The sequence below is a fragment of the Acidovorax sp. FG48 genome (genome assembly GCF_057809085.1).
The window spans coordinates 353,637-374,300 of record NZ_JBMDJH010000001.1; the positions used below are offsets into that span (position 1 = coordinate 353,637).

The following is a 20,664-nucleotide window of genomic DNA, read 5'->3' on the forward strand; positions in this document are numbered from 1 at the left end:
AGCAGGCCGTAGACCGTAACGGCCTTAGACGGCCAGGCGCTTGCGGCCCTTGGCGCGGCGTGCGTTGATAACGGCACGGCCGCCGCGGGTCTTCATGCGGACGAGGAAACCGTGGGTGCGCGCGCGGCGCGTCTTGGAGGGCTGGTAAGTACGTTTCATGGTGCTATTCCTTGAGGTTCAGTTCCGGACTGCTGCTCTTGAACCCCCTGCAATCTGCACACCACACTGTGTATGAAACACCGCCTGACGACAGACCCACGGGGCAGAAATAACGGCGCGCCGGGTCAAATCACCCTGAACACATTCAGGGAAACCCAAAATTATCGCAGGCTTGTGGCCGACTGGCAATGCCTTTCGGCAGACAGGCCTTTATCGGCGCGCCGCAGAGGCTGCAGCGCCCCGCCGTTTCAGGCCCCATCGGCCGCCCCTGGCAACCCCGGATTGCCCCGGATGACAGCCGCCGTCAAATTGTGGATAACTCCTTGACAAGCTACAATCCGCCGCCTCACACCGTTCCTCCTATCCACAATAAGAATTCCCCCGCAATGATCGAGGAACCCACCCGCAGCTCCCCCCATTCGCCCGGCGCAGATGCCGGTCAGGGCCTGTGGCAAGCCTGCGTAGAGCAACTGGCACAAGACCTGCCAGAACAACAATTCAACACCTGGATCAAGCCCCTGGTGGCCCAAGTGGCCGAAGACTTCTCCAAAGTCACGCTGCTCGTGGGCAACCGCTTCAAGCTCGACTGGATCCGCGCCCAGTACGCAGGACGCATTGCCGCGCTGCTTGAAGGCCTGTACGGCCAGCCAGTCACACTGGAGTTAGCGCTCGCTCAGCGCGAATCCGTTGCCCGTACTTATGTGCGGCCCGCCGCGCAAGAGCCCGCCAGCCCCGCAGCACCGGCCGAAGCCCCCTCCAGCAGCAGCGACGAAGCCACGGCGGGCGCGTTCCGCAACCGCCTCAACGCCGCCCTCACGTTCGAAACGCTGGTGGAAGGCACGGCCAACCGCATGGCGCGCTCGGCCGCCATGCACGTGGCGGGCATGCCCGGCCACCTGTACAACCCGCTGTTCATCTACGGTGGCGTGGGCCTGGGCAAGACCCACCTGGTGCACGCTGTGGGCAACCGCCTGCTGCAGGACAAGCCCGACGCCAAAGTTCTCTACATCCATGCCGAACAGTTCGTGTCGGATGTGGTTAAGGCCTACCAGCGCCGCACCTTTGATGAGTTCAAGGAGCGCTACCACTCGCTCGACCTGCTGCTCATCGACGATGTGCAGTTCTTCGCCAACAAGGACCGCACGCAGGAAGAATTCTTCAACGCGTTCGAAGCTTTGCTGGCCAAGAAGTCGCACATCGTGATGACGTCGGACACGTATCCGAAGGGGCTGGCCAACATCCACGAGCGGCTGGTCTCGCGCTTCGATTCGGGCCTGACAGTGGCCATCGAGCCGCCCGAGCTGGAAATGCGCGTAGCCATCCTGATCAACAAGGCGCGCGTCGAAGGCACCGAGATGCCCGAGGAAGTGGCCTTCTTCGTCGCCAAGAACGTGCGCTCCAACGTGCGCGAACTGGAAGGCGCGCTGCGCAAGATCCTGGCGTACTCGCGCTTCAACCAGAAAGAGATTTCGATCCAGCTGGCACGTGAAGCCCTCAGAGATCTGCTGTCCATCCAGAACCGGCAGATTTCTGTGGAAAACATTCAGAAGACGGTGGCCGACTATTACAAGATCAAGGTCGCCGACATGTACAGCAAGAAGCGCCCGGCCAGCATTGCCCGCCCGCGCCAGATTGCGATGTACCTGGCCAAGGAGCTGACGCAAAAGAGCCTTCCCGAGATCGGAGAATTGTTTGGCGGGCGCGACCACACCACCGTTTTGCATGCTGTGCGCAAGATTGCGGGCGAGCGCCAGCAGCTGACCGAGCTGAACCAGCAGCTGCACGTGCTGGAGCAGACGCTGAAAGGCTGATGCCGCATGCGCTCCCTGAGGCGGGTGTCTGTAAGAACTTGTTCATTGCGCTCCCACGAAGGCGAACAGCCGCTTACAGGGCAAAATGACGGATTGGGCAGCAGGGGGGGCACCACCCGTGCCGCTGCCGACGCACCGGTTTAGAAAATCCACAAGAGGTTGATGACATGATCGTCCTGAAGGCAACACAAGACAAGGTTCTCGCGGTTCTGCAGTCCGTGGCTGGCATCGTCGAGCGCCGCCACACGCTGCCCATCCTGGCCAATGTGCTGATCCGCAAGACGGGCAATGCCCTGCAGCTGACGACCAGCGACCTCGAAATCCAGATCCGCACCACCGCAGAACTGGGCGGCGACACCGGCGACTTCACCACCACCGTGGGCGCGCGCAAGCTCATCGACATCCTGCGCACCATGCCCGGTGACCAGACCGTGAGCCTCGAATCGGCCCAGTCCAAGCTCATCCTCAAGGGCGGCAAGAGCCGCTTCACGCTGCAAAGCCTGCCGGCTGAGGACTTCCCGCTGGTGCAAGAGTCCGCCGCTTTCGGCCCCGTGTTCGCCGTGCCGCAAAAGACGCTGAAGGACCTGCTGGGCCAGGTGTCGTTTGCGATGGCGGTGCAGGACATCCGCTATTACCTGAACGGCATCCTGTTCGTGGCCGAGGGCAAGACACTGAGCCTCGTCGCCACCGACGGCCACCGCCTGGCCTTTGCCAGCGCTACGCTGGATGTGGAAGTGCCCAAGCAGGAAGTCATCCTGCCGCGCAAGACCGTGATCGAGCTGCAGCGCCTGCTGAGTGACGCGGGTGGCGAGAACCAGCCCCACATCGAGATGCAGTTCGCCAACAACCAGGCCAAGTTCACCTTCGGCGGCATGGAGTTCGTCACCAAGCTGGTCGAGGGCAAGTTCCCCGACTACAACCGCGTGATCCCCAAGAACCACAAGAACAGCATCACCCTGGGTCGCGCCCCGCTGCTGGCCAGCCTGCAGCGCACGGCCATCATGACCAGCGACAAGTTCAAGGGCGTGCGCCTGAACCTGGAGCCCGGCACCCTGCGCGTAGCATCGAACAACGCCGAGCAGGAAGAGGCCGTGGACGAGCTCGACATCGACTACGGTGGCGACACCATCGAGATCGGCTTCAACGTGACCTACCTCATCGACGCCCTGGCCAACATGGGCCAGGACATGGTGAAGGTGGAGCTTTCGGATGGCAACAGCTCTGCGCTGCTGACCATCCCCGACAACGACAGCTTCAAGTACGTCGTGATGCCCATGCGCATCTGAGGCTGCGTGACACCCGCCGTGCACCACAGTCGCAGCGCCACTTCGCGAACGCTATTTTATTGATAGCTGCAAGCGCATATTCAATATGCGCTTGCGCCCAATTAGACCATTGAACATATTGGAAACCCCGGTTTCCACGGATCCCAAGGCCCACCATGACCGTTGACAACAACATTCCCTCCGAGCCCGAATCCTCCGGCGTCTCCGGCCATGTGGAGCCCACCGTCAACAAGATCGACACCAACCAGGCCGGCGCCAGCGAAAGCTATGGCGAGGGCGCCATCACCATCCTCGAAGGCCTGGAAGCCGTGCGCAAGCGCCCCGGCATGTACATCGGCGACACCAGTGACGGCACCGGCCTGCACCACTTGGTGTTCGAGGTGGTCGACAACTCCATCGACGAGGCCCTGGCCGGCCACTGCGACGACATCGTCGTCACCATCCACACCGACAACTCCATCAGCGTGACCGACAACGGCCGCGGCATCCCCACCGGCGTGAAGATGGACGACAAGCACGAGCCCAAGCGCTCGGCGGCAGAAATTGCCCTGACCGAACTGCACGCCGGCGGCAAGTTCAACCAGAACAGCTACAAGGTGTCGGGCGGCCTGCACGGCGTGGGCGTGAGCTGCGTGAACGCACTGTCCAAATGGCTGCGCCTGACCGTGCGCCGCGAAGGCAAGGTGCACCAGATCGAATTTGCGCGCGGCTTTGTGCAAGACCGCCTGCTGGCCACTGTGGACGGCTTTGAAGTCAGCCCCATGAAGGTGACCGGCGAGACAGAAAAGCGCGGCACCGAAGTGCACTTTTTGCCCGACACCGAGATCTTCAAAGAGAACAACGACTTCCACTACGAGATCCTGGCCAAGCGCCTGCGCGAACTCTCGTTCCTGAACAACGGCGTGCGCATCCGCCTGAAGGACGAGCGCAGCGGCAAGGAAGACGACTTCTCCGGCGCCGGTGGCGTGCGCGGCTTTGTCGAGTTCATCAACAAGGGCAAGACCGTTCTGCACCCCACCTCGTTCTACGCCGCAGGTGAGCGCCCGGCAGAGAGCTACGGCGGCATCCCCGGCACGCACATCGGCGTGGAAGTGGCCATGCAGTGGAACAGCGCGTACACCGAGCAGGTGCTGTGCTTTACCAACAACATCCCCCAGCGTGATGGCGGCACCCACCTCACCGGCCTGCGCGCCGCGATGACCCGTGTCATCAACAAGTACATCGAAGAAAACGAGCTGGCCAAAAAGGCCAAGGTCGAAGTCACCGGCGACGATATGCGCGAAGGCCTGTGCTGCGTCTTGAGCGTGAAGGTGCCCGAGCCCAAGTTCAGCAGCCAGACCAAGGACAAGCTGGTGTCGAGCGAAGTGCGCGCGCCGGTGGAAGACATCGTGGGCAAGCTGCTGACGGACTACCTGCAAGAAAAGCCCAACGACGCCAAGATCATCTGCGGCAAGATCGTCGAGGCCGCCAAGGCCCGCGAAGCCGCCCGCAAGGCCCGCGAAATGACGCGCCGCAAGGGCGTGCTCGACGGCATGGGCCTGCCTGGCAAACTGGCCGACTGCCAGGAAAAAGACCCAGCGATGTGCGAGATCTACATCGTCGAGGGTGACTCCGCCGGCGGCTCTGCCAAACAAGGCCGCGACCGCAAGTTCCAGGCCATCCTGCCCCTGCGCGGCAAGATCCTGAACGTGGAAAAAGCCCGCTACGAAAAGCTGCTGACCAGCAACGAAATCCTCACGCTCATCACAGCCCTGGGCACCGGCATCGGCAAGGCCGGTGGCACCACCGGGGGCGACGACTTTGATGTGGCCAAGCTGCGCTACCACCGCATCATCATCATGACCGACGCCGACGTGGACGGCGCCCACATCCGCACCCTGCTGCTCACCTTCTTCTACCGTCAGATGCCCGAACTGGTCGAGCGCGGCCACATCTACATCGCGCAGCCACCGCTGTACAAGGTCAAGGCTGGCAAGGAAGAGCTGTACCTGAAGGATGCCCCCGCGCTCGACGGCTTCCTGCTGCGCATTGCGCTGAACCACGCCAGCGTGACCACCGGCGGCGCCAACCCGCAAACCCTGACCGGCGAGACCCTGGCCGAACTGGCGCGCAAGCACCAGATCGCGGAAAGCGTCATCGCCCGCCTGGGCAACTTCATGGACGCCGAAGCCCTGCGCGCCATTGCCGACGGCGTGAGCCTCAAGCTCGACACCGTGGCCGATGCCGCGGCCAGCGCCGTGGCACTGCAAGCCAAGCTGCGCGAACTGAACACCACCGGCGCCCCCGCCGAAGTGGCCGGTGAATTTGACGCCCGCACCGACAAGCCTCTGCTGCGCATCAGCCGCCGCCACCACGGCAACATCAAGAGCAGCGTCATCACGCAGGACTTCGTGCACGGCGCCGACTACGCCGCCCTGGCCGAAGCCGCCGAAACCTTCCGCGGCCTGCTGGCCGAAGGCGCCAAGGCGATGCGGGGCGAAGGCGACAAGCAGAAGGAAGAAAAGGTCAGCGACTTCCGCCAGGCCATGAAGTGGCTGATTGCCGAAGCCGAACGCACCACCAGCCGCCAGCGCTACAAGGGCCTGGGCGAAATGAACCCCGAGCAGCTGTGGGAAACGACGATGGACCCCAACGTGCGCCGCCTGCTGCGCGTGCAGATCGACGATGCGATCGAGGCGGACCGCGTGTTCACGATGCTGATGGGGGATGAGGTGGAGCCGCGGCGGGATTTCATTGAGACGAATGCGCTGCGGGCGGGGAATATTGACGTCTGATCTTGTCAAATGACAGAAAAAGTGCTGCCTCTGCCAAGTTAGTGCAAAGTGCTAGAGAAAAGAAAAAGGCGCTCAAATTGAGCGCCTTTTTCTTTGGAAAAATATGTACGGGCCGTGCATCTTCGGGAACCTGAACAGATCAACCGCTGGTGTATCTCAGACAGCGACGTACCAGCTTACTTGAGCGGATGAGCGGCTGAAATGTTTTGTAGGTGATTTTCTGTGGAGTCTTTGTTCATTTATTATTTATGTTCATTATGAATGAACGTGGTGCACAAATGAACGACAGAGGTATTCTCACTCAGGCAATTGAGGCCACAAGCCCCCCCTTGAGCTGGGAGGTTCTTGAAGAAGACGCTCTTTCATCACCAAGCGATGCGGATGCCATCCTCACACTACACCTTAAGGAAGGCCCAGCTCACCGGTTCGCAGTGGAAGTAAAAACCGTTGTGCGTATTGAAACCCTCAGAGCACAGGTAGCCCGTGGTTCGAAAATCTCTCGTCAACCGAATTGGCTTGTTGTTGTTCCCTACATGTCGAAGAACAATGCCGCCCTTTGCCAGGAGGCCGGGTTGAACTTCATAGACACCGCAGGGAACGCCTTCATCGACGTTCCCGGTTGCTATGTCTTTATCACTGGCAAGCAAAGGCCTGAACGAGAGTCCGTTGGATCTGGCCATGAGGTCATGGGGTCTGCAAGCGCCTTGCGGGTCATCTTCACTTTGCTGACAGAACCCGACATGCCCCAAAGCACGATACGCGATATCGCCACCAAGGCGGGGGTATCACTGGGCTCCGCAGCGAAGGCCATGGACGGCCTTCGACGTCTTGGCCACTTGAGCCCCGGTGAGACCAAAAGCCGCAGACTTCTCGCCGTTGACGCCCTGAAGACGGAGTGGGCCCGCAACTACCCTATTGCACTGCGCAACAAGCTCCAACCTCAGCGATACTCACCTCAGAATGAATGGTGGTGGAAGGATGCCAAGCTGCAGTCGGAAGAAGCAGCTTGGGGGGGCGAGGTGGGGGCCGCGCTCAAGACCTCATATCTGCAACCCGAGCAGGCCACGATCTATTGCTGGACGGACCGAGCAAGGCTGTTGATGCAACATCGGCTGCGGCCCGATCCCAACGGCACCGTGGAAATCCTCGACGCCTTCTGGGCGCCTTCCAGTTCTAGCGCTGAGCCCATCGCACCTGTCCTGCTGATCTACGCGGACCTCATGACCAGCCTGGATAGCCGCAATCGCGAGGTGGCAAGCCTGCTGAGAAACGAAATATTCGATGCTGAAACGACTTCCTGACCGCGACATAGACCCTGCCCTGCGCGCGATCCTAGAAGAGGCGCGCAGCGCCACAGAAGCTCTGGATATCCCGTTCTTTGTGGGCGGCGCCATGGCTCGGGACATCACATTGACCCACGTCTTCGGGCAGGAGGTGACGCGCGCAACACGCGACGTGGACCTCGGGCTCTACCTTGACGGCTGGGATCGCTTTCAGCACCTGAAGGATGCGCTGGTGCGCTCGGGCTTGTTCCACGCTGCAGATGACAAGCCTCACCGGCTGCACTATGGGTCTCCAAAAGGTATCCCCCTAGACCTGATCCCGTTTGGCCGGATAGAGCACCCTGCGGGCGAGATTGCGTGGCCTCCAGGCAATGAGATGGTACTCAACGTGGCAGGTTTCGAGGATGCGTTTCGGAGTGCGCTGGTAGTAGACCTCGGTAAGGGACTAGTCATCAAGACATGTGCCCTTCCGTCCCTGGCAGTGCTCAAACTGATCGCATGGCAGGACCGTCGAAATTTTTCCAACAAGGACGCCACCGATCTGCTGCTGATCGCACAGAACTACGCCGCCGCCGAAAACATGGATCGGCTCTACGATAGGGAGCCGGAGCTGATGGAGGCCGCCGACTACAACCCTGAATTGGCAGGCGCTTACTTGCTCGGCAAGGATGCTGCTTTGCAGTCTGGAAACGACACAGCAGCTATCGCCAAAGCCATCCTCGAAAACGAAGTGTTGCAACAGGAGTTGATCGACCAGATCATCCGAGCGAAAGCGGCATCGCACAGTCGCGAAGATGAGCAGAGGTATACCCAGTATCTGAAAGGGTTCAGCACAGGCTTCCTCAAGCAACTGCGTGAGCCCGGTCAGTAACGGGGAGGCTCCTTGTAGGTTTGTGAGACTTCATCAAAGCCGCAGCTTCGATGGGTCAAGCTCGACTTTGTCTATACCCAATTTGTCCATGATCGCTGGCAAAACTTGGTGAATGACGCGCATGCCGACCAGCAATTCGTTCATGTAGATGTCCGGGTGTAGTCGCGATTCATGGAACCCGAGGCTCTCAGCTTCTGCTTCTGCTCCTAAGCTGTCATGCGTTCCATAGACAAGTTCGAGCAGTTCTGCCCGCAGAGGAAGCCCCGCTTGGAACGCCTTCTCCTTCACGAAAGTCAGCCATTCCGTATAGGACTTGATTGTTTCGTATTTAAACTCACTGAACCTTGTCGCGAGGGCAGGAGGCTCTTCGATTTTGGACGCAGCAAGTTCCATAAGGCAAGGCTCGATGTCGCATGCGGGGGAGTCGTACAGCTCCAGTTCTTCAATGAGATGGTCGACGTAGGCTGCGTAGAACCCATAGACATCCGTGTATGACTTATAGATCGCCATGATGAGCGCGACATGTGGTTGGCAAAACATGTCATCCAGACACTCATCCAGCGCATCACTGTCCTGGTAGTCAAACTCCAGCGCTGGTGGGAAGGGATTGGGAATCTCGACACCCATCTGCTGAAGAACGTAGAACGTGTGCCAATACAAAAGATCGGCTTCCTCCTCCTCTTCTAGTCGATAGGTGTGATATCCCGTTTCCGCCTGCTGGGCCGCCATATCGGCCAAATATCGCAGCAGTAACGCCCATTTCTCAGCGTCGCGCACAGACCCCGCCAAGAGCACAAAGTCGGGATGGTTGCTCCCGATGTCAGCCAACTCAACCAGCTTTGTGCGCATGTCCATCGAGATGTACTCGCCGTTTTTCCACTTGCTGATCTGTGCGGGCGAAACACCAAGACGAAGCGCCAACTCTTTATGGCTGCAGCCCTGACGGGCGATTGCCAGAGCAATCAGTGACTTTGTGCTCATTCGGATTCCTTGATAATAATTTACTTAAGTTTATTCACATTTAGTAAATTACTAGCCAACTAAAGTGACAGGAGTGCTCCACGAATGCGCTGACCAGCAGTCCTGCATATCCATCGCCAGCGCTAGGGCGGCTTGGCGCAAGGTGAACCCAGAACAGCAGCGAAAACCGCAGTGGCCCCACAGACTCCAGTTGCCGCACGTGCAGATCAACAATGCGTGCGGTGGGCCTATTGTTCAAAACGCTGCAGGGGATGAGGTAGAGCTGTAGCGAGACCTCATAGAGACAAGTGCCCAGCGATCAAGAAATATTGATACTTCGAAGGAATTCTCATCGTGGCCGCTGCTGCTCACGCCATCGGCTTATCGGCCAGTCGCGCCGTCCAATGTCCGCCAGTCTCCTGCTGAACCTTGAGCAGGTCGTAAGTCTTGAGCATGTCCAACAACCCGGAGTGGCCATAGCTCTTGGGTGAGAACGACGGGTCGGCGCGCTTCAGGTAGGAGCCCAGCCCGCCCACGCTGACTTTGCCCTCTGCGGTGTCTGCTGCCAATAGCGTGACAGCCTCCACAATGAACCTGGGACGCAGCTTTGGGACGGGTTTGACGGCTTCCACCTTCTGGGTGGACTTGGTCACTGCGGACTCAGCCGATGCAGGCTCCGCCTCCAGCAACGGCTTCGTCCATTCAAAGAACTGATCACTTGCGTTGCGCAGCGCATCGGGCGACTTGGCTTCTCCCACGATGTGCACCGTGGCGCCGCGCTCGCGAAGCTTGCGGCACAGGTAGGCAAAGTCGGAATCGCTGGTGACGATACAGAACGTCGTGGCGCGGCCGTCGAACAGCGCTTCGATCGCATCCAGCGCCAATGCAAGGTCGGACGTGTTTTTTCCCGCCGCATACTGATACTGCAGGCATGGGGTGAACGCTAGGCGCACCAGCGCTTCCTGCCACTTGTTCGCCAACGTGCTGTGGTTGCCATAACCCCGCCGCAAGACCACCCGCCCAAACTGCGCGACCACGCGCAAAGCGTATTCCAAAATTTCAGGGGTCGTATTGTCACAGTCCACCAGCACCGCGACACGCGACTCGGCATCGCCCATTTGATTTGCCATCTTGTATGTCCTCCCGCGCAAAAAGTGTTGAATACTTGGCGCAAGCCATTGGAACACCTCCGGCGTCGCACATGCCAACCCTCAACCAGCAGCGCACCCACAAATACATCACCGCCCGGCAGCAGCACCCGGCCTGGCTGCTGCTGGCCTCGCGGCGGGCGCCGCTGGTGTTGAGCTGCCTGGACGCGCTGTTTGAGCACCAGCGCGATGGCGTACCCTTCGACGCGGCCGTCCAAGCGCTGGCGGACATGCTGGCAGCGCATGCCAACGAGGTGGACTTTGAAATCGACAGCGACGACACCCTGAGCCAGGCCCGGCGCGAGGTGCGTGAGTGGATACGGCGCGGGCTGGTGGTGGAGCGCGAAGGCCGCGTGTTCGAGACCGATGCGCTGAAGACCGCACTGCGCTTCATCGCCCAACTCGATGGGCGCATGATGACCTCCACGGCGTCGCGCCTGGCGGTGGTGCAGCGCGAAATCGACAATCTGGCCGCCGCGCTCAACCCCGATCCGCAAAGCCGCGCCGAGCATCTGCAGCGCCGCATGGCCGACTTGCAGCAGCAGCTTGACGACGTGCGGGCAGGCCGCATCACTGAACTGACGCCAGAGCAGGCAGTGGAAGGCATCCGCGAGGTGTATGCGCTTTCGGTCAGCCTGCGGGCCGACTTTCGCCGGGTGGAGGATTCCTGGCGCGAGGCGGACCGTGCGCTGCGCGAGGCCATCATCAGCGCCCGTCATCACCGCGGCGCGGTTATGGACCAGCTGCTGGACGGCCATGCGAACCTGCTGAATACGCAGGAGGGCCGGGTGTTCGACAGCTTCCACCAACAGCTCTCGCACCAGACCGAGCTGACCGAGATGCGCCAGCGCATCCGCCAGATCCTGGCGCACCCGGCCACCGAACACGCGTTGGATCACCTGCAGCGCAGCACACTGCACCTGCTGGTGCAGCAGCTCATCAAAGAGGCCAAGGTGGTGCAGGCCGTGCGCGCGCGCAGCGAGCGCGAGGTCAGCCAGTTCATGAAAACCGGCCAGGCGGCCGAGAACCAGCGCGTGGGCCAATTGCTCAACGACGTGCTGGAGCAGGCCCTGCGCATCGACTGGCAACGCCAAGCCATGCGCCGCCAAAGCACGCCGCTGCCGCCGCTGGGCGTGGCCCTGGGCAGCGTGCCGCTGGTGGAGCGGCTGCGCGCCAAATCGCTGGACGGCGGCGACCAGGCCGCGCTGCTGCTCACCACCGCCTACGCCGACCTGGGCGAGATGGACGGTGAGTTCTGGCAGGCCTTTGAAGGGCTGGAACGCGACGCGTTGGTGCAGCGCACTTTGCAAACCTTGGCCGAGCGGGGCCGACCGATGACTTTGGCCGAGCTGGCCGCAGCACTGCCTCCGGGCGAGCATGACCTGGAGACCTTTGCGCTGTGGCTGGCCATGGCGCGCGAGGCCGGCGTGGAATTGCAGCCAGGCGAGGAGCAGATCGAAACACAGGATAGCTATCAGCACTGGCGCTTTACCGTGCCGCGGGTGGCGCTGGACGGCGCGCAACTGGCGCAAAGAGAGTGGGAGCTGTGATGCAGCAGGAGCCGGATATTTTTGACCGCATGGCCGCGCAGGGTGCGGGTGGGCAAGCAGAACAATCGCTATCAAAAAAAGAGCTTCCCACGCTGACTGAAAGCGGCATGGCAGCACAATGCGCTTTAAGAACGCCGCCAAACGTGCGTCAGGCGCTACAGTTTTTGCTAGCGCACGGCTGGCTCGAATCTGCGACCAAGCCGAAGCTGTTCCACCTGATTGCAGCGCAAACCACACTGCTCGATGCACTGCTGGAGCCGCTGGACCTGCGCGTGGTGGTGGACGACGTGCGCGGCCTGGCCTTTCTGGCCGTGGTGCCCGACTACGCGGGCGACGATACCGACGAGAGCGAGCAGGACGACTGGACGCACCCCCTGATGAAGCGCCAGCGACTGACGCTGGAGCAATCACTGCTGCTCGCCCTTTTACGGCGCGAGTTCTTGCAGCGCGAACAGGAGAGCGGCACCGGCACGGCAGTGCGCATCACCGTGGACAGCCTGTTGCCGCAACTCGAAACCTACCTCGGGGCAACCGGCAGCGACATGCAAGAGCGCAAGCGCTTGGGCCAGCTGCTGGAGAACCTGCGCGCGCACGGTATGGTTTCGGAGGTGGATGCGCAAGACTGCATCACCATCCGCCCGATGATCGTGCACCTGCTCAACCCCGAGAACCTGCAGACACTGCTGCTGCGCCTGCGTGCGGCGGCGGAACCAGACGACGCAGGTAACGCGGAGGTCGCGCAATGAACGCCGACCCCTCCTTCATCCTGCAAGAGCTGCACCTGTACAACTGGGGCGCATTCGCGGGCCGCCACCAGGTGGGCATCGACCCCGGCAACAGCGCCATCATCGGCCCCACGGGCAGCGGCAAGACCACGCTGGTCGATGCGCTGATGACGCTGCTGTGCGCCAGCCCGCGCTACAACCTGGCCTCCACGGGCGGGCACGAGAGCGACCGCGACCTGGTGAGCTATGTGCGCGGTGCCAGCGGCCAGGGCAACGACAGCGGCGACCACATTGCGCGGGCCGGGCGCTGCGCGACCGGCATCGCAGCACGGCTGGTGCGCGGGGCTGAATCGGTCTGGCTTGGCGCGCTGCTGTGGTTTGACGGCAGCAGCCAATCCGCCGCCGACATGCAAAAGCGCTGGTTCTTTGCGCAGGGCGCGGGCCACAGCCTGGATCTGTGGCTGGAGGAGCAGCACAGCGGCGGCGCGCGGGCACTGACGCGGCTGGCCAAGGACAGCGAAGGCCTGCAGATGTTCAGCAGCAAGGCGCCGTACCTGGCCAAACTGCACAGCTTCTTTGAAGTGGGGCCGAACGCCTTCACGCTGCTCAACCGAGCGGCAGGCCTCAAGCAGCTCAACAGCATCGACGAGATTTTTCGCGAGCTGGTGCTGGACGATCACTCGGCGTTTGAGGACGCACAAAAGGTGGTCGATGGGTTTGCCGAGCTGGCTTCCATCCACGCCGACCTGGAGCTGGCCAACGCGCAGTATGTGTCGCTGCTGCCGCTGCGCGATCTGGCTGCGCGCGAGCATCAGCAAGCCCAGCACTTGGCCCACTTGCAGGCGCTGCAGCAACAGCTGCCGCAATGGTTTGCGGCGCAGGGCGTGCAATGGTGGGGCGAACGCATCACGCAACTGCAGGCCCAGATGGCGGCGCGGGGTGGCGCACTGCATGCCGCGCAGGAGCACGTCAACACCACGCGAAAGGTCGAGCAAGACTTGCATGGCCAATACCTGCAAGCCGGCGGTGCCAACATCGACGTGCTGCGCGAAAACATTGACCACGCACGCAAGGAGCTGGCGCGCGTCCAGAACAATCTGGCGCAATACCAGGCCCTGACGCGCAACCTGGGGCTGGGGGACCACGCAGGGGCCGACCACTTGGTCAGCCACCAGGCCCAAGCTAAGGCGGCGATGGCGCAGATCGACGCCCAAGAGGCCGGGTTACAGGCCGACGCCGAACGCGCCATCGCCCAAACCCACAACGCCCACACCCGCCTGAACGAGATCCAGGCCGAATACGACGCCGTGCGCCAGCGCCCGGGCTCCAACCTGCCGATGGAGCACCAGCGCTTTCGTGCCGAGTTGGCCGACCACCTGGGCTTGCCGGAAAACGATCTGCCCTTCACCGCCGAACTGGTGGAGGTGCGCAAGGCCGAACAGGCGTGGCGCGGCGCCATCGAGCGCGCACTGGGCAGCCACCGGCTGCGCATTTTGGTGCCCCAGCCAGCAATGCACACCGCCCTGCAGTGGGTGAACCAGCGGCACAACCGACTGCATGTGCGCCTGCTGGAAGTGCGCGATGCCACCCCCGCGGCCTTCCTGGCCGACGGCTTTGCGCGCAAGCTCAACCTCAAGCCCGCAGCGCCCACGGCCCACCTGAACACGCTGCGCCATCTGCTGCACGGCCTGGACCGCCACTGCGTGCCCGATGTGCAAACGCTGGAGCGCACGCCCCACGCCATGACGGCGCAGGGGCTGATGTCCAGCCAATCCGGCCACTTCGACAAACAAGACCAGAAGCGGCTGGACCAGGACTGGATGACGGGTTTTGACAACCGTGACCGGCTGGTGCATTTGCTACAACAAATGGAGCTGTTAGCGCTTGACCATCAAGCGCTGGAGGCCAAAAAGACCCAAACTTTGCACGCCCAGCGGCGCGCGCAAGAGCAGCGCCAGCTGTGGGCAGCGCTCCAGGCACTGCGGACCGAAGACCTGGACACCACCGCCGCCCAAACGCAGTTGCAGCACAAAGAGCAGCAGCTGCAGGCGCTGCTCCACCCCGACTCCGACACCGCACAGGCCCAGCAGCGCTGGGAGGCCGCGCAAACCCACACCCGCGCGGCAGAGGGGCAACTGCGCGATCTGCAAACGGCACAGACGCAAGACGAAACCTTGCGGGCGGCAGCGCAGAAGCAACACGCCGCGTACCAAGCGCGCAGCACCGACACATTCTCCATCGACGCCGACTTTGCCGCGCAACTGGCCAGCGCCGGGCACCGCCTGCCCCCGCTCGATGGCGACAGCCTCGCAGCCCAGGAGCGCGACGCAGGCACTGCGGTACAAACCAAAACCGCTGAGGCCAGCAAAAAGCTCAGCACCCTGCACACCGACATCGTGCGCCAGATGGGCAAGGCCAAGCACGAAGACCGCGGCGCACTGGCCGACCACGCGCAAGAGGTGGACGCGCTGCCCCACTATCTGCAGCGCCTGCAGGTGCTGGAAGAAGAGGCCCTGCCGCACAAGCGCCAGCGGTTTCAGGAATACCTCAACAACACTTCACAGCAAGGTGTTGACACGCTGCTCAATGGCATCGCCGCGCAGGTGGCGGACATTGAAGAGCGCATTGCCCAGCTCAACCAAACGCTACAGCGCGTGGACTTTCAACCCGGCCGCTACCTGCAACTCGAGCCGCGTGCCGTTGTGCACCAAAGCCTGCAAGAGCTGAACCGCGCCCAGGCTCAGTTGCGCACCGAGAGCCTGCGCGACGACGGCGGCCAAAGCCACTACCGCGCACTGCGCGCCATCGTGGAGATTCTGCAAACCCACGCCAGCAACCGCCGCAATAAGGCCGCGCAAGCGCTGCTGGACGCGCGCTACCGCCTGCAGTTTGCGGTGCTGGTGCTGGACCGGGCCAGCGGCCAGATGCTGGAGCGGCGCACCGGCTCGCAAGGCGGCAGCGGGGGCGAGAAGGAGATCATCGCCAGCTACGTGCTCACCGCCTCGCTGAGCTACGCGCTGTGCCCCGATGGCGCAAGCCGCCCGGTGTTCGGCACCATCGTGCTGGACGAGGCGTTCTCCAAAAGCTCGCAGGCCGTGGCCGCGCGCATCATCCAGGCGCTGCGCGAGTTTGGCTTGCACGCGTTGTTCGTCACGCCCAACAAGGAAGTGCGCCTGCTGCGCAACCACACCCGCAGCGCGGTGGTGGTGCACCGGCGCGGCGCGCAGGCCACGCTGGCGTCGCTGCGCTGGGAGGAGATTGATGCATTTCGCCGCAGTGCCCCAGGCACCCCCGGCACACTCAGCGCCTCTACCGGCATCGAAGCATGAAGTCGCCCCAGGAACTGGCCGCCCGGCTCGCCCAGCAATGGAACAGTGCGGATTGGCGCGAACGCCAGCTGCTGGGCACCGCCGCAGCATGGCCGCTGACCCTGTCCATCGGCCAGCCTGACTCTGCCGTGTTTCTGAACAACGCCACCGCGCTGCGCAACCATTTGCAGCAATGGCGCGCCGTAGAACAGCACGGCCTGGGCAGTGTGCAGTGGCAGGAGCGGCGCTACCGGGGCAGCAGCGATGCGATTGCTGTGCCCACGCACTGGCAACTGGCCAAGCCTTCGCAATGCGTGGCGGCCATCGTTCATTACAAAGTGCCGGGGCATGCGCAGCTAAAGAGCGACTACGCCCGGCTCGGTGCCCTCATCGCGGCGGTGGAGCGCACCGGCTTTCAGCGCCTGCTGGTGCGCCGCCTCGTGCAGTGGCGCGACACCCCCGCCGAGGCGGTCATCGCCGCCGCACGCATGGCGCTGCAACTGGAGCCCGGCTGCGCCCAAGGCAGACCCCTGCGTGCCTTGGCGGTCCAAGGCAACGACAGCAAATTCTTCGAGCGCCACGCCAGCCTGCTCACCGCCTTGCTGGACGAGCGCTTTGACGGCGAAGCCAGCCGCCAGGGGCTGGTCGGCTTTCTCGGCGCGCTGCCGGAGGACGACCACTGGCTGCTGATCGCTCCGCTCGCCCCGGGTCTGCTGTCTTTCGCACGCCAGCGCGTACGCGCCAGCGAACTGCTCACGACACCGCTGCCCGCCCACCGCATTCTGCTGGTGGAGAACGAGCGCTGCCTGCACCAGCTGCCGCAGCCCTTGCCCGACACCATTGCCGTCTTGGGCGCAGGCCTCAACTTAGGCTGGCTGTCTGCGCTTTGGCTGCAAGCGCGCGACGTAGCCTACTGGGGCGACTTGGACACCTGGGGCTTGCACATGTTGGCCATGGCGCGCAGCCACCGGCCACAACTGCATGCGTTGTTGATGGACCGCGCCACCTTCGACGCCCACCAGGACCGGGCCGTGCCGGAGCCCGCCCACGCACCACCGCCCTTGCCAGGCAGCTCACTGCTGCTCACAGAACGTGGGCTGGACGGCCATCTGCGCACTCTGGAGAATGGCCGTCTGGAACAAGAGTTTCTTCCAGCCGACGTGGTGCACCGCGCGGTACAAAGCTGGGCGAGCAAGGCTTAGGCACAATCCCACACCATGCGCTCCCCCATCGCCATCGTTGACGTAGACCGCCTGGACACCTGGACCCGCTACCGCGCAGGCCTGTGCGACACCTGCGCGGCCAACTGCTGCACGATGCCGCTGGAGGTGCAGCTCTCGGACCTGGTGCGGCTGGAACTGGTGGACCCGTTCGAGGCCGAGCATGAGGAAATCCGCCACATTGCCAAACGGCTGCAGAAGGCGCGGCTGATCGACCACTTCAATCACAAGAACGCGGTCTTCACGATGGCGCGGCGGGCGAGTGGGGACTGCAACTTTCTCGACCCCAAGACCCGGCTGTGCACGGTGTATGACAAGCGACCCGAGACCTGCCGCCTGCACCCGCAGAAGAAGAGCCCCAAGCCGGGCTACTGCGCCTATGGGGCGCGGGATTTGCAGCGGCGGGGCTGATGACAGACACGCGCTAAGGTGTCTCGCAAATCTGATCTGCGCAAGCCCGCCACCTCAGAATCCACCGCTCCCTGCGCTCATGCCATGTCGCGCAGCTCGCGGCGCAGGATCTTGCCAACGCTGGACTTGGGCAGGGCCTCTACAAACACGATCTGCCGGGGCACCTTGTAGGGGGTGAGTGCGGCGCGGCAATGTGCTGCGATCTGGTCTGCATCCACCGGTGGCGCAGTGCCCGCCGCGCGCACCACATACAGCCGCAGCGCCTCGCCCGTTTTCTCGTCCGGCACGCCGATGCAGGCGCACTCCAGCACGCCGGGGCAGGCGGTGGCCACGGCTTCGACTTCGTTGGGAAAGACGTTGAAGCCTGAGACGATGACCATGTCCTTCTTGCGGTCCACGATCTTGAGAAAGCCGCGCTCGTCCAGCTGGCCGATGTCGCCAGTGCGGAAGTAGCCGTCGGGTGTGAAGGCGGTGGCGTTGGCCTCGGGCTGCTGCCAGTAGCCGACCATGACCTGGGGGCCTTTCACACAGACCTCGCCGGGCTGGCCCAGGGGCACGGGGCGGCCCTGGTCGTCCAGCAGCAGAACGTCGGTGGAAGGCAGGGACAGGCCGGTGCTGCCGCTGAAAGCAGTTACCGATGCGGGGTTGAAGGCCACCACGGGGCTGGTCTCGCTCAGGCCGTAGCCTTCGCGGATGAACTGGCCGGTGATGGCCTGCCAGCGGGCGGATACCGAGGGGAGGATGGCGGCACCACCGCCGCCCGCCAGCCGCAAGTTGGAGAAGTCCACGCCCTGCGTGCCGGGGTGCGCTGCCAGCCCGGCGTACAGCGTGTTGACCCCCATGAACACGCTGGGACGCGCGGCGTTCAGCACATGGATCAGCGCGTCCAGGTCACGCGGGTTGGGCACCAGCCAGTTGCGTGCACCCACCGCAAAGTAGCTGATCAGGTTCACCATCAGCGCGAAGATGTGATGCAGCGGAATGGCCGTAACAACGACCTCCTGCGCGGGGCGCAGGGCATCGGGTACGAAGGCCTTGAACTGCTCCACATTGGCCACCAGGTTGCGGTGCGTGAGCATGGCGCCCTTGGACAGGCCTGTGGTGCCCCCGGTGTACTGCAGGAACAGCAGATCGCTCCCCTCCAGCACGGGCGGCGCAAAGGGCAGGGTGGCGCCTTCGGCCAGGGCGCGCGCGAACGAGATGGTGGTGTGCAGGTGGGCATCCACCGGCGGCCCAGGCAGGTCGGCTGCGGTGCCGTCGCCGGGCGCCACGGTGATGACGCTGTGCAGTTCCACCCGGTCCTGGATGGCGGTCAGGGTGGCGGTAGACCCGGCATAGATCACCATCACCCGGGCGCCTGCGTCCCGTAGCTGGTGCTCCAGCTCGCGCGGGGTGTAGAGCGGATTGACGTTAACCTGCACGCAGCCTGCGCGCGCAATGCCGAGCATGGCGATGGGAAACGCCATCAGGTTCGGGCACATCACGGCGATGCGGTCGCCCTTGCGCACGCGCAGCACGTTCTGCAGGTAGGCCGCAAACGCGCGGGATTGCTGGTCCACATGCGCATAGGTCAGCGTCTGGCCCAGGCAGGTGAATGCGGGCCGGTGCGCATAACGCTGCATGGCGGCACACAGCAGGTGCACGATGCTGGGATGGCTGTCGGGATCGATGTGGGCAGGGATGGCGCCATAGCTGGCCAGCCAGGGTTGGGGGGACATGGTGAAACGGTCCTCAATGAGGGTGGAGCAACAATGTGCAGGCAGGCTCAGCGCACGGCCTTGGCCAGTGCGGCGAAGGCTTGCCGGTCCAGCGCGTGGGTGAAGGCGGTGTTGGGCACGGGGTGTGTGGAGAACTTCACCACCACCAGCTCGGCCGCCGGGTTGATGTGGATGTGCTGGCCCATCAGGCCTTTGGCTTCAAAGGTGCCATCGGCATCGTGGGGTATCCACCACTGGTTGTGGTACGAGTAGCCCGCGCGCATGGCCGTGCCCGGGGCCTTGCTGAACTGGGCGGGGTCGGCCCCTTTGCGCAGCTCGGCAATGGTGGCGGGCGAGACGATCTGCTGGCCGTTGAAGCGGCCGTTGGATCGCAGCATCTCGCCCAGGCGGCCCAGGTCGCGCAGGGTGGCGTTCACGCCCACGCTGGTGGCCTGGCCGCCGTTGGCGTCGGCAAACACATAGGCGTCCTCTTGCGTGCCCAGCTTGGACCAGATGCGCTCGGACAGCAGCGTGGCGTAGCTCTTGCCCGTCACGCGCTGCAGCAGCCAACCCAGCACTTCCGTGTCCACCGACTTGTAGGCAAATGCGGTGCCGTGCTCGCCGTCCTTTTGCACAGTGGGCAGGTGCTCGGCCATGCTCTTGGCCCCATTGCTGCCGGGGCGCGCAGGCTGCAGGCCCGCAGCGGCCAGGTACTGAAAGACACCGGAGGTGGGGTCCGCAAAGTCTTCTGCGTATTTCACGCTGGTGGTCATGTCCAGGGTCTGCTGCACGGTGGCATCGGCCCAGGCGCTGTTGGCCAGCTCGGGCAGGTAACGCACGATGCGCGCGCTGGCGTCGATGGCGCCTTCCTGGATGAGCTCCGTCACCAGCAGCCCCACCAGCGATTTGCTCATGGACCACAGCACATGCGGTTGCTGCGGCTGCATGCCGATGTGATAGCGCTCGTACACCACACGGCCCCGGTGCAGTACCAGCAGGGCGTCGGTGTACGTGGCCTTCTGCCAGTCGGCCAGCGTGGTGGTGGCGCCCTTGTCGTCGGCAAACGCCAGGGTATCGGGCAAGGCGCGCGGCGCGGCGGGCAGTGCGCTGGGCGCTGCTGCACCCCGCCAGATGGTGGCCGTGGGCCCCAGTTCGCGCAGGTGCTGAGCAGCCCAGCGCACGTTGGGGTACTTGAGGATGTTGGCCAGGCGCACGATCTTGTCGGGCGCCGGAGGGAAGCCCTGCATCAGCTGCAGGGTCACGGGGCTGGTGGCGTCTGGCGGCGGCAGCTGCGGAGCCTGGGCCTGGCTGGCAGACGCAAACCCCAGCAGGGCACAAGCCAGGGCGACAGCGGTGAAGGAGGAGGTGATGTGGCGATGAAAAGAGTGCATGGTGAAAAGGCCTCGGTCAAGAAACGCGGGATGGGAAGAACAAAAAAGGAAATGGATTCGGCCGGGCCGA

15 protein-coding genes are annotated in these 20,664 nt (G+C 63.3%); 10 read left to right on the forward strand and 5 right to left on the reverse strand.

The features are described from left to right. Positions 1 to 24: 24 nt before the first annotated feature. Positions 25 to 159, reverse strand: a complete 135-nt coding sequence (gene rpmH / locus ACODSU_RS01635; protein WP_005798102.1) for a 50S ribosomal protein L34 — start codon at positions 157 to 159, stop codon at positions 25 to 27. A gap of 386 nt (positions 160 to 545) precedes the next feature. Between rpmH and dnaA the strand changes: the two genes are divergently transcribed. The 5 genes from dnaA to ACODSU_RS01660 all read left to right on the forward strand — a co-directional run bounded on the left by dnaA (position 546) and on the right by ACODSU_RS01660 (position 8,184). After that, entirely contained in the window at positions 546 to 1,970 is a 1,425-nt protein-coding gene (gene dnaA, locus ACODSU_RS01640) for a chromosomal replication initiator protein DnaA (protein WP_488839574.1), read from the forward strand. 167 nt (positions 1,971 to 2,137) lie between these two features. Then, a complete protein-coding gene (dnaN, locus tag ACODSU_RS01645; protein ID WP_056056813.1) occupies positions 2,138 to 3,256 on the forward strand; it encodes a DNA polymerase III subunit beta in 1,119 nt (372 codons plus the stop codon). Between the two features lie 155 nt (positions 3,257 to 3,411). Further along, a complete protein-coding gene (gyrB, locus tag ACODSU_RS01650; protein WP_488839577.1) occupies positions 3,412 to 6,030 on the forward strand; it encodes a DNA topoisomerase (ATP-hydrolyzing) subunit B in 2,619 nt (872 codons plus the stop codon). Positions 6,031 to 6,278: 248 nt separating this feature from the next. Further along, positions 6,279 to 7,331: a type IV toxin-antitoxin system AbiEi family antitoxin gene (locus tag ACODSU_RS01655; RefSeq protein ID WP_488839579.1), complete on the forward strand. Its 1,053-nt coding sequence runs from the start codon at positions 6,279 to 6,281 to the stop codon at positions 7,329 to 7,331. After that, positions 7,312 to 8,184, forward strand: a complete 873-nt coding sequence (locus tag ACODSU_RS01660; protein WP_488839581.1) for a nucleotidyl transferase AbiEii/AbiGii toxin family protein — start codon at positions 7,312 to 7,314, stop codon at positions 8,182 to 8,184. Before ACODSU_RS01655 ends, ACODSU_RS01660 begins: the two co-directional genes overlap by 20 nt. A 33-nt stretch (positions 8,185 to 8,217) precedes the next feature. Here the strand turns inward: ACODSU_RS01660 and ACODSU_RS01665 are convergent, their stop codons facing one another. Both ACODSU_RS01665 and ACODSU_RS01670 read right to left on the reverse strand, forming a co-directional pair. Next, positions 8,218 to 9,165, reverse strand: coding sequence for a helix-turn-helix domain-containing protein (locus ACODSU_RS01665; RefSeq protein WP_488839583.1), 948 nt, complete (start codon positions 9,163 to 9,165; stop codon positions 8,218 to 8,220). 347 nt (positions 9,166 to 9,512) lie between these two features. Next, the gene (locus ACODSU_RS01670; protein WP_110960657.1) at positions 9,513 to 10,274 is read right to left on the reverse strand and encodes an NYN domain-containing protein; all 762 of its coding nucleotides are present in this window, start codon (positions 10,272 to 10,274) and stop codon (positions 9,513 to 9,515) included. 71 nt (positions 10,275 to 10,345) lie between these two features. On the opposite strand from ACODSU_RS01670, the gene ACODSU_RS01675 reads away from it, so the two are divergent. The 5 genes from ACODSU_RS01675 to ACODSU_RS01695 all read left to right on the forward strand — a co-directional run bounded on the left by ACODSU_RS01675 (position 10,346) and on the right by ACODSU_RS01695 (position 17,506). Continuing rightward, positions 10,346 to 11,842, forward strand: coding sequence for a DUF3375 domain-containing protein (locus tag ACODSU_RS01675; protein ID WP_110960656.1), 1,497 nt, complete (start codon positions 10,346 to 10,348; stop codon positions 11,840 to 11,842). A 143-nt stretch (positions 11,843 to 11,985) separates the two neighbouring features. Continuing rightward, entirely contained in the window at positions 11,986 to 12,588 is a 603-nt protein-coding gene (locus tag ACODSU_RS01680) for a DUF4194 domain-containing protein (RefSeq protein WP_488839585.1), read from the forward strand. Then, a complete protein-coding gene (locus tag ACODSU_RS01685; protein WP_488839587.1) occupies positions 12,585 to 15,896 on the forward strand; it encodes an ATP-binding protein in 3,312 nt (1,103 codons plus the stop codon). Before ACODSU_RS01680 ends, ACODSU_RS01685 begins: the two co-directional genes overlap by 4 nt. Further along, complete coding sequence (locus tag ACODSU_RS01690) at positions 15,893 to 17,077, forward strand: Wadjet anti-phage system protein JetD domain-containing protein (RefSeq protein ID WP_488839589.1); 1,185 nt, start codon at positions 15,893 to 15,895, stop codon at positions 17,075 to 17,077. Before ACODSU_RS01685 ends, ACODSU_RS01690 begins: the two co-directional genes overlap by 4 nt. A 15-nt stretch (positions 17,078 to 17,092) precedes the next feature. Next, on the forward strand, positions 17,093 to 17,506 hold the full coding sequence (locus ACODSU_RS01695) for a YkgJ family cysteine cluster protein (RefSeq protein WP_099731681.1): 414 nt from the start codon (positions 17,093 to 17,095) through the stop codon (positions 17,504 to 17,506). A 77-nt stretch (positions 17,507 to 17,583) separates the two neighbouring features. On the opposite strand, the gene ACODSU_RS01700 is transcribed toward ACODSU_RS01695, so the two are convergent. Together ACODSU_RS01700 and ACODSU_RS01705 are read right to left on the reverse strand one after the other, a co-directional pair. Continuing rightward, complete coding sequence (locus ACODSU_RS01700; RefSeq protein ID WP_488839591.1) at positions 17,584 to 19,224, reverse strand: AMP-binding protein; 1,641 nt, start codon at positions 19,222 to 19,224, stop codon at positions 17,584 to 17,586. A gap of 47 nt (positions 19,225 to 19,271) precedes the next feature. Next, positions 19,272 to 20,594, reverse strand: coding sequence for a serine hydrolase domain-containing protein (locus tag ACODSU_RS01705; RefSeq protein ID WP_110960652.1), 1,323 nt, complete (start codon positions 20,592 to 20,594; stop codon positions 19,272 to 19,274). Positions 20,595 to 20,664 lie beyond the last annotated feature (70 nt).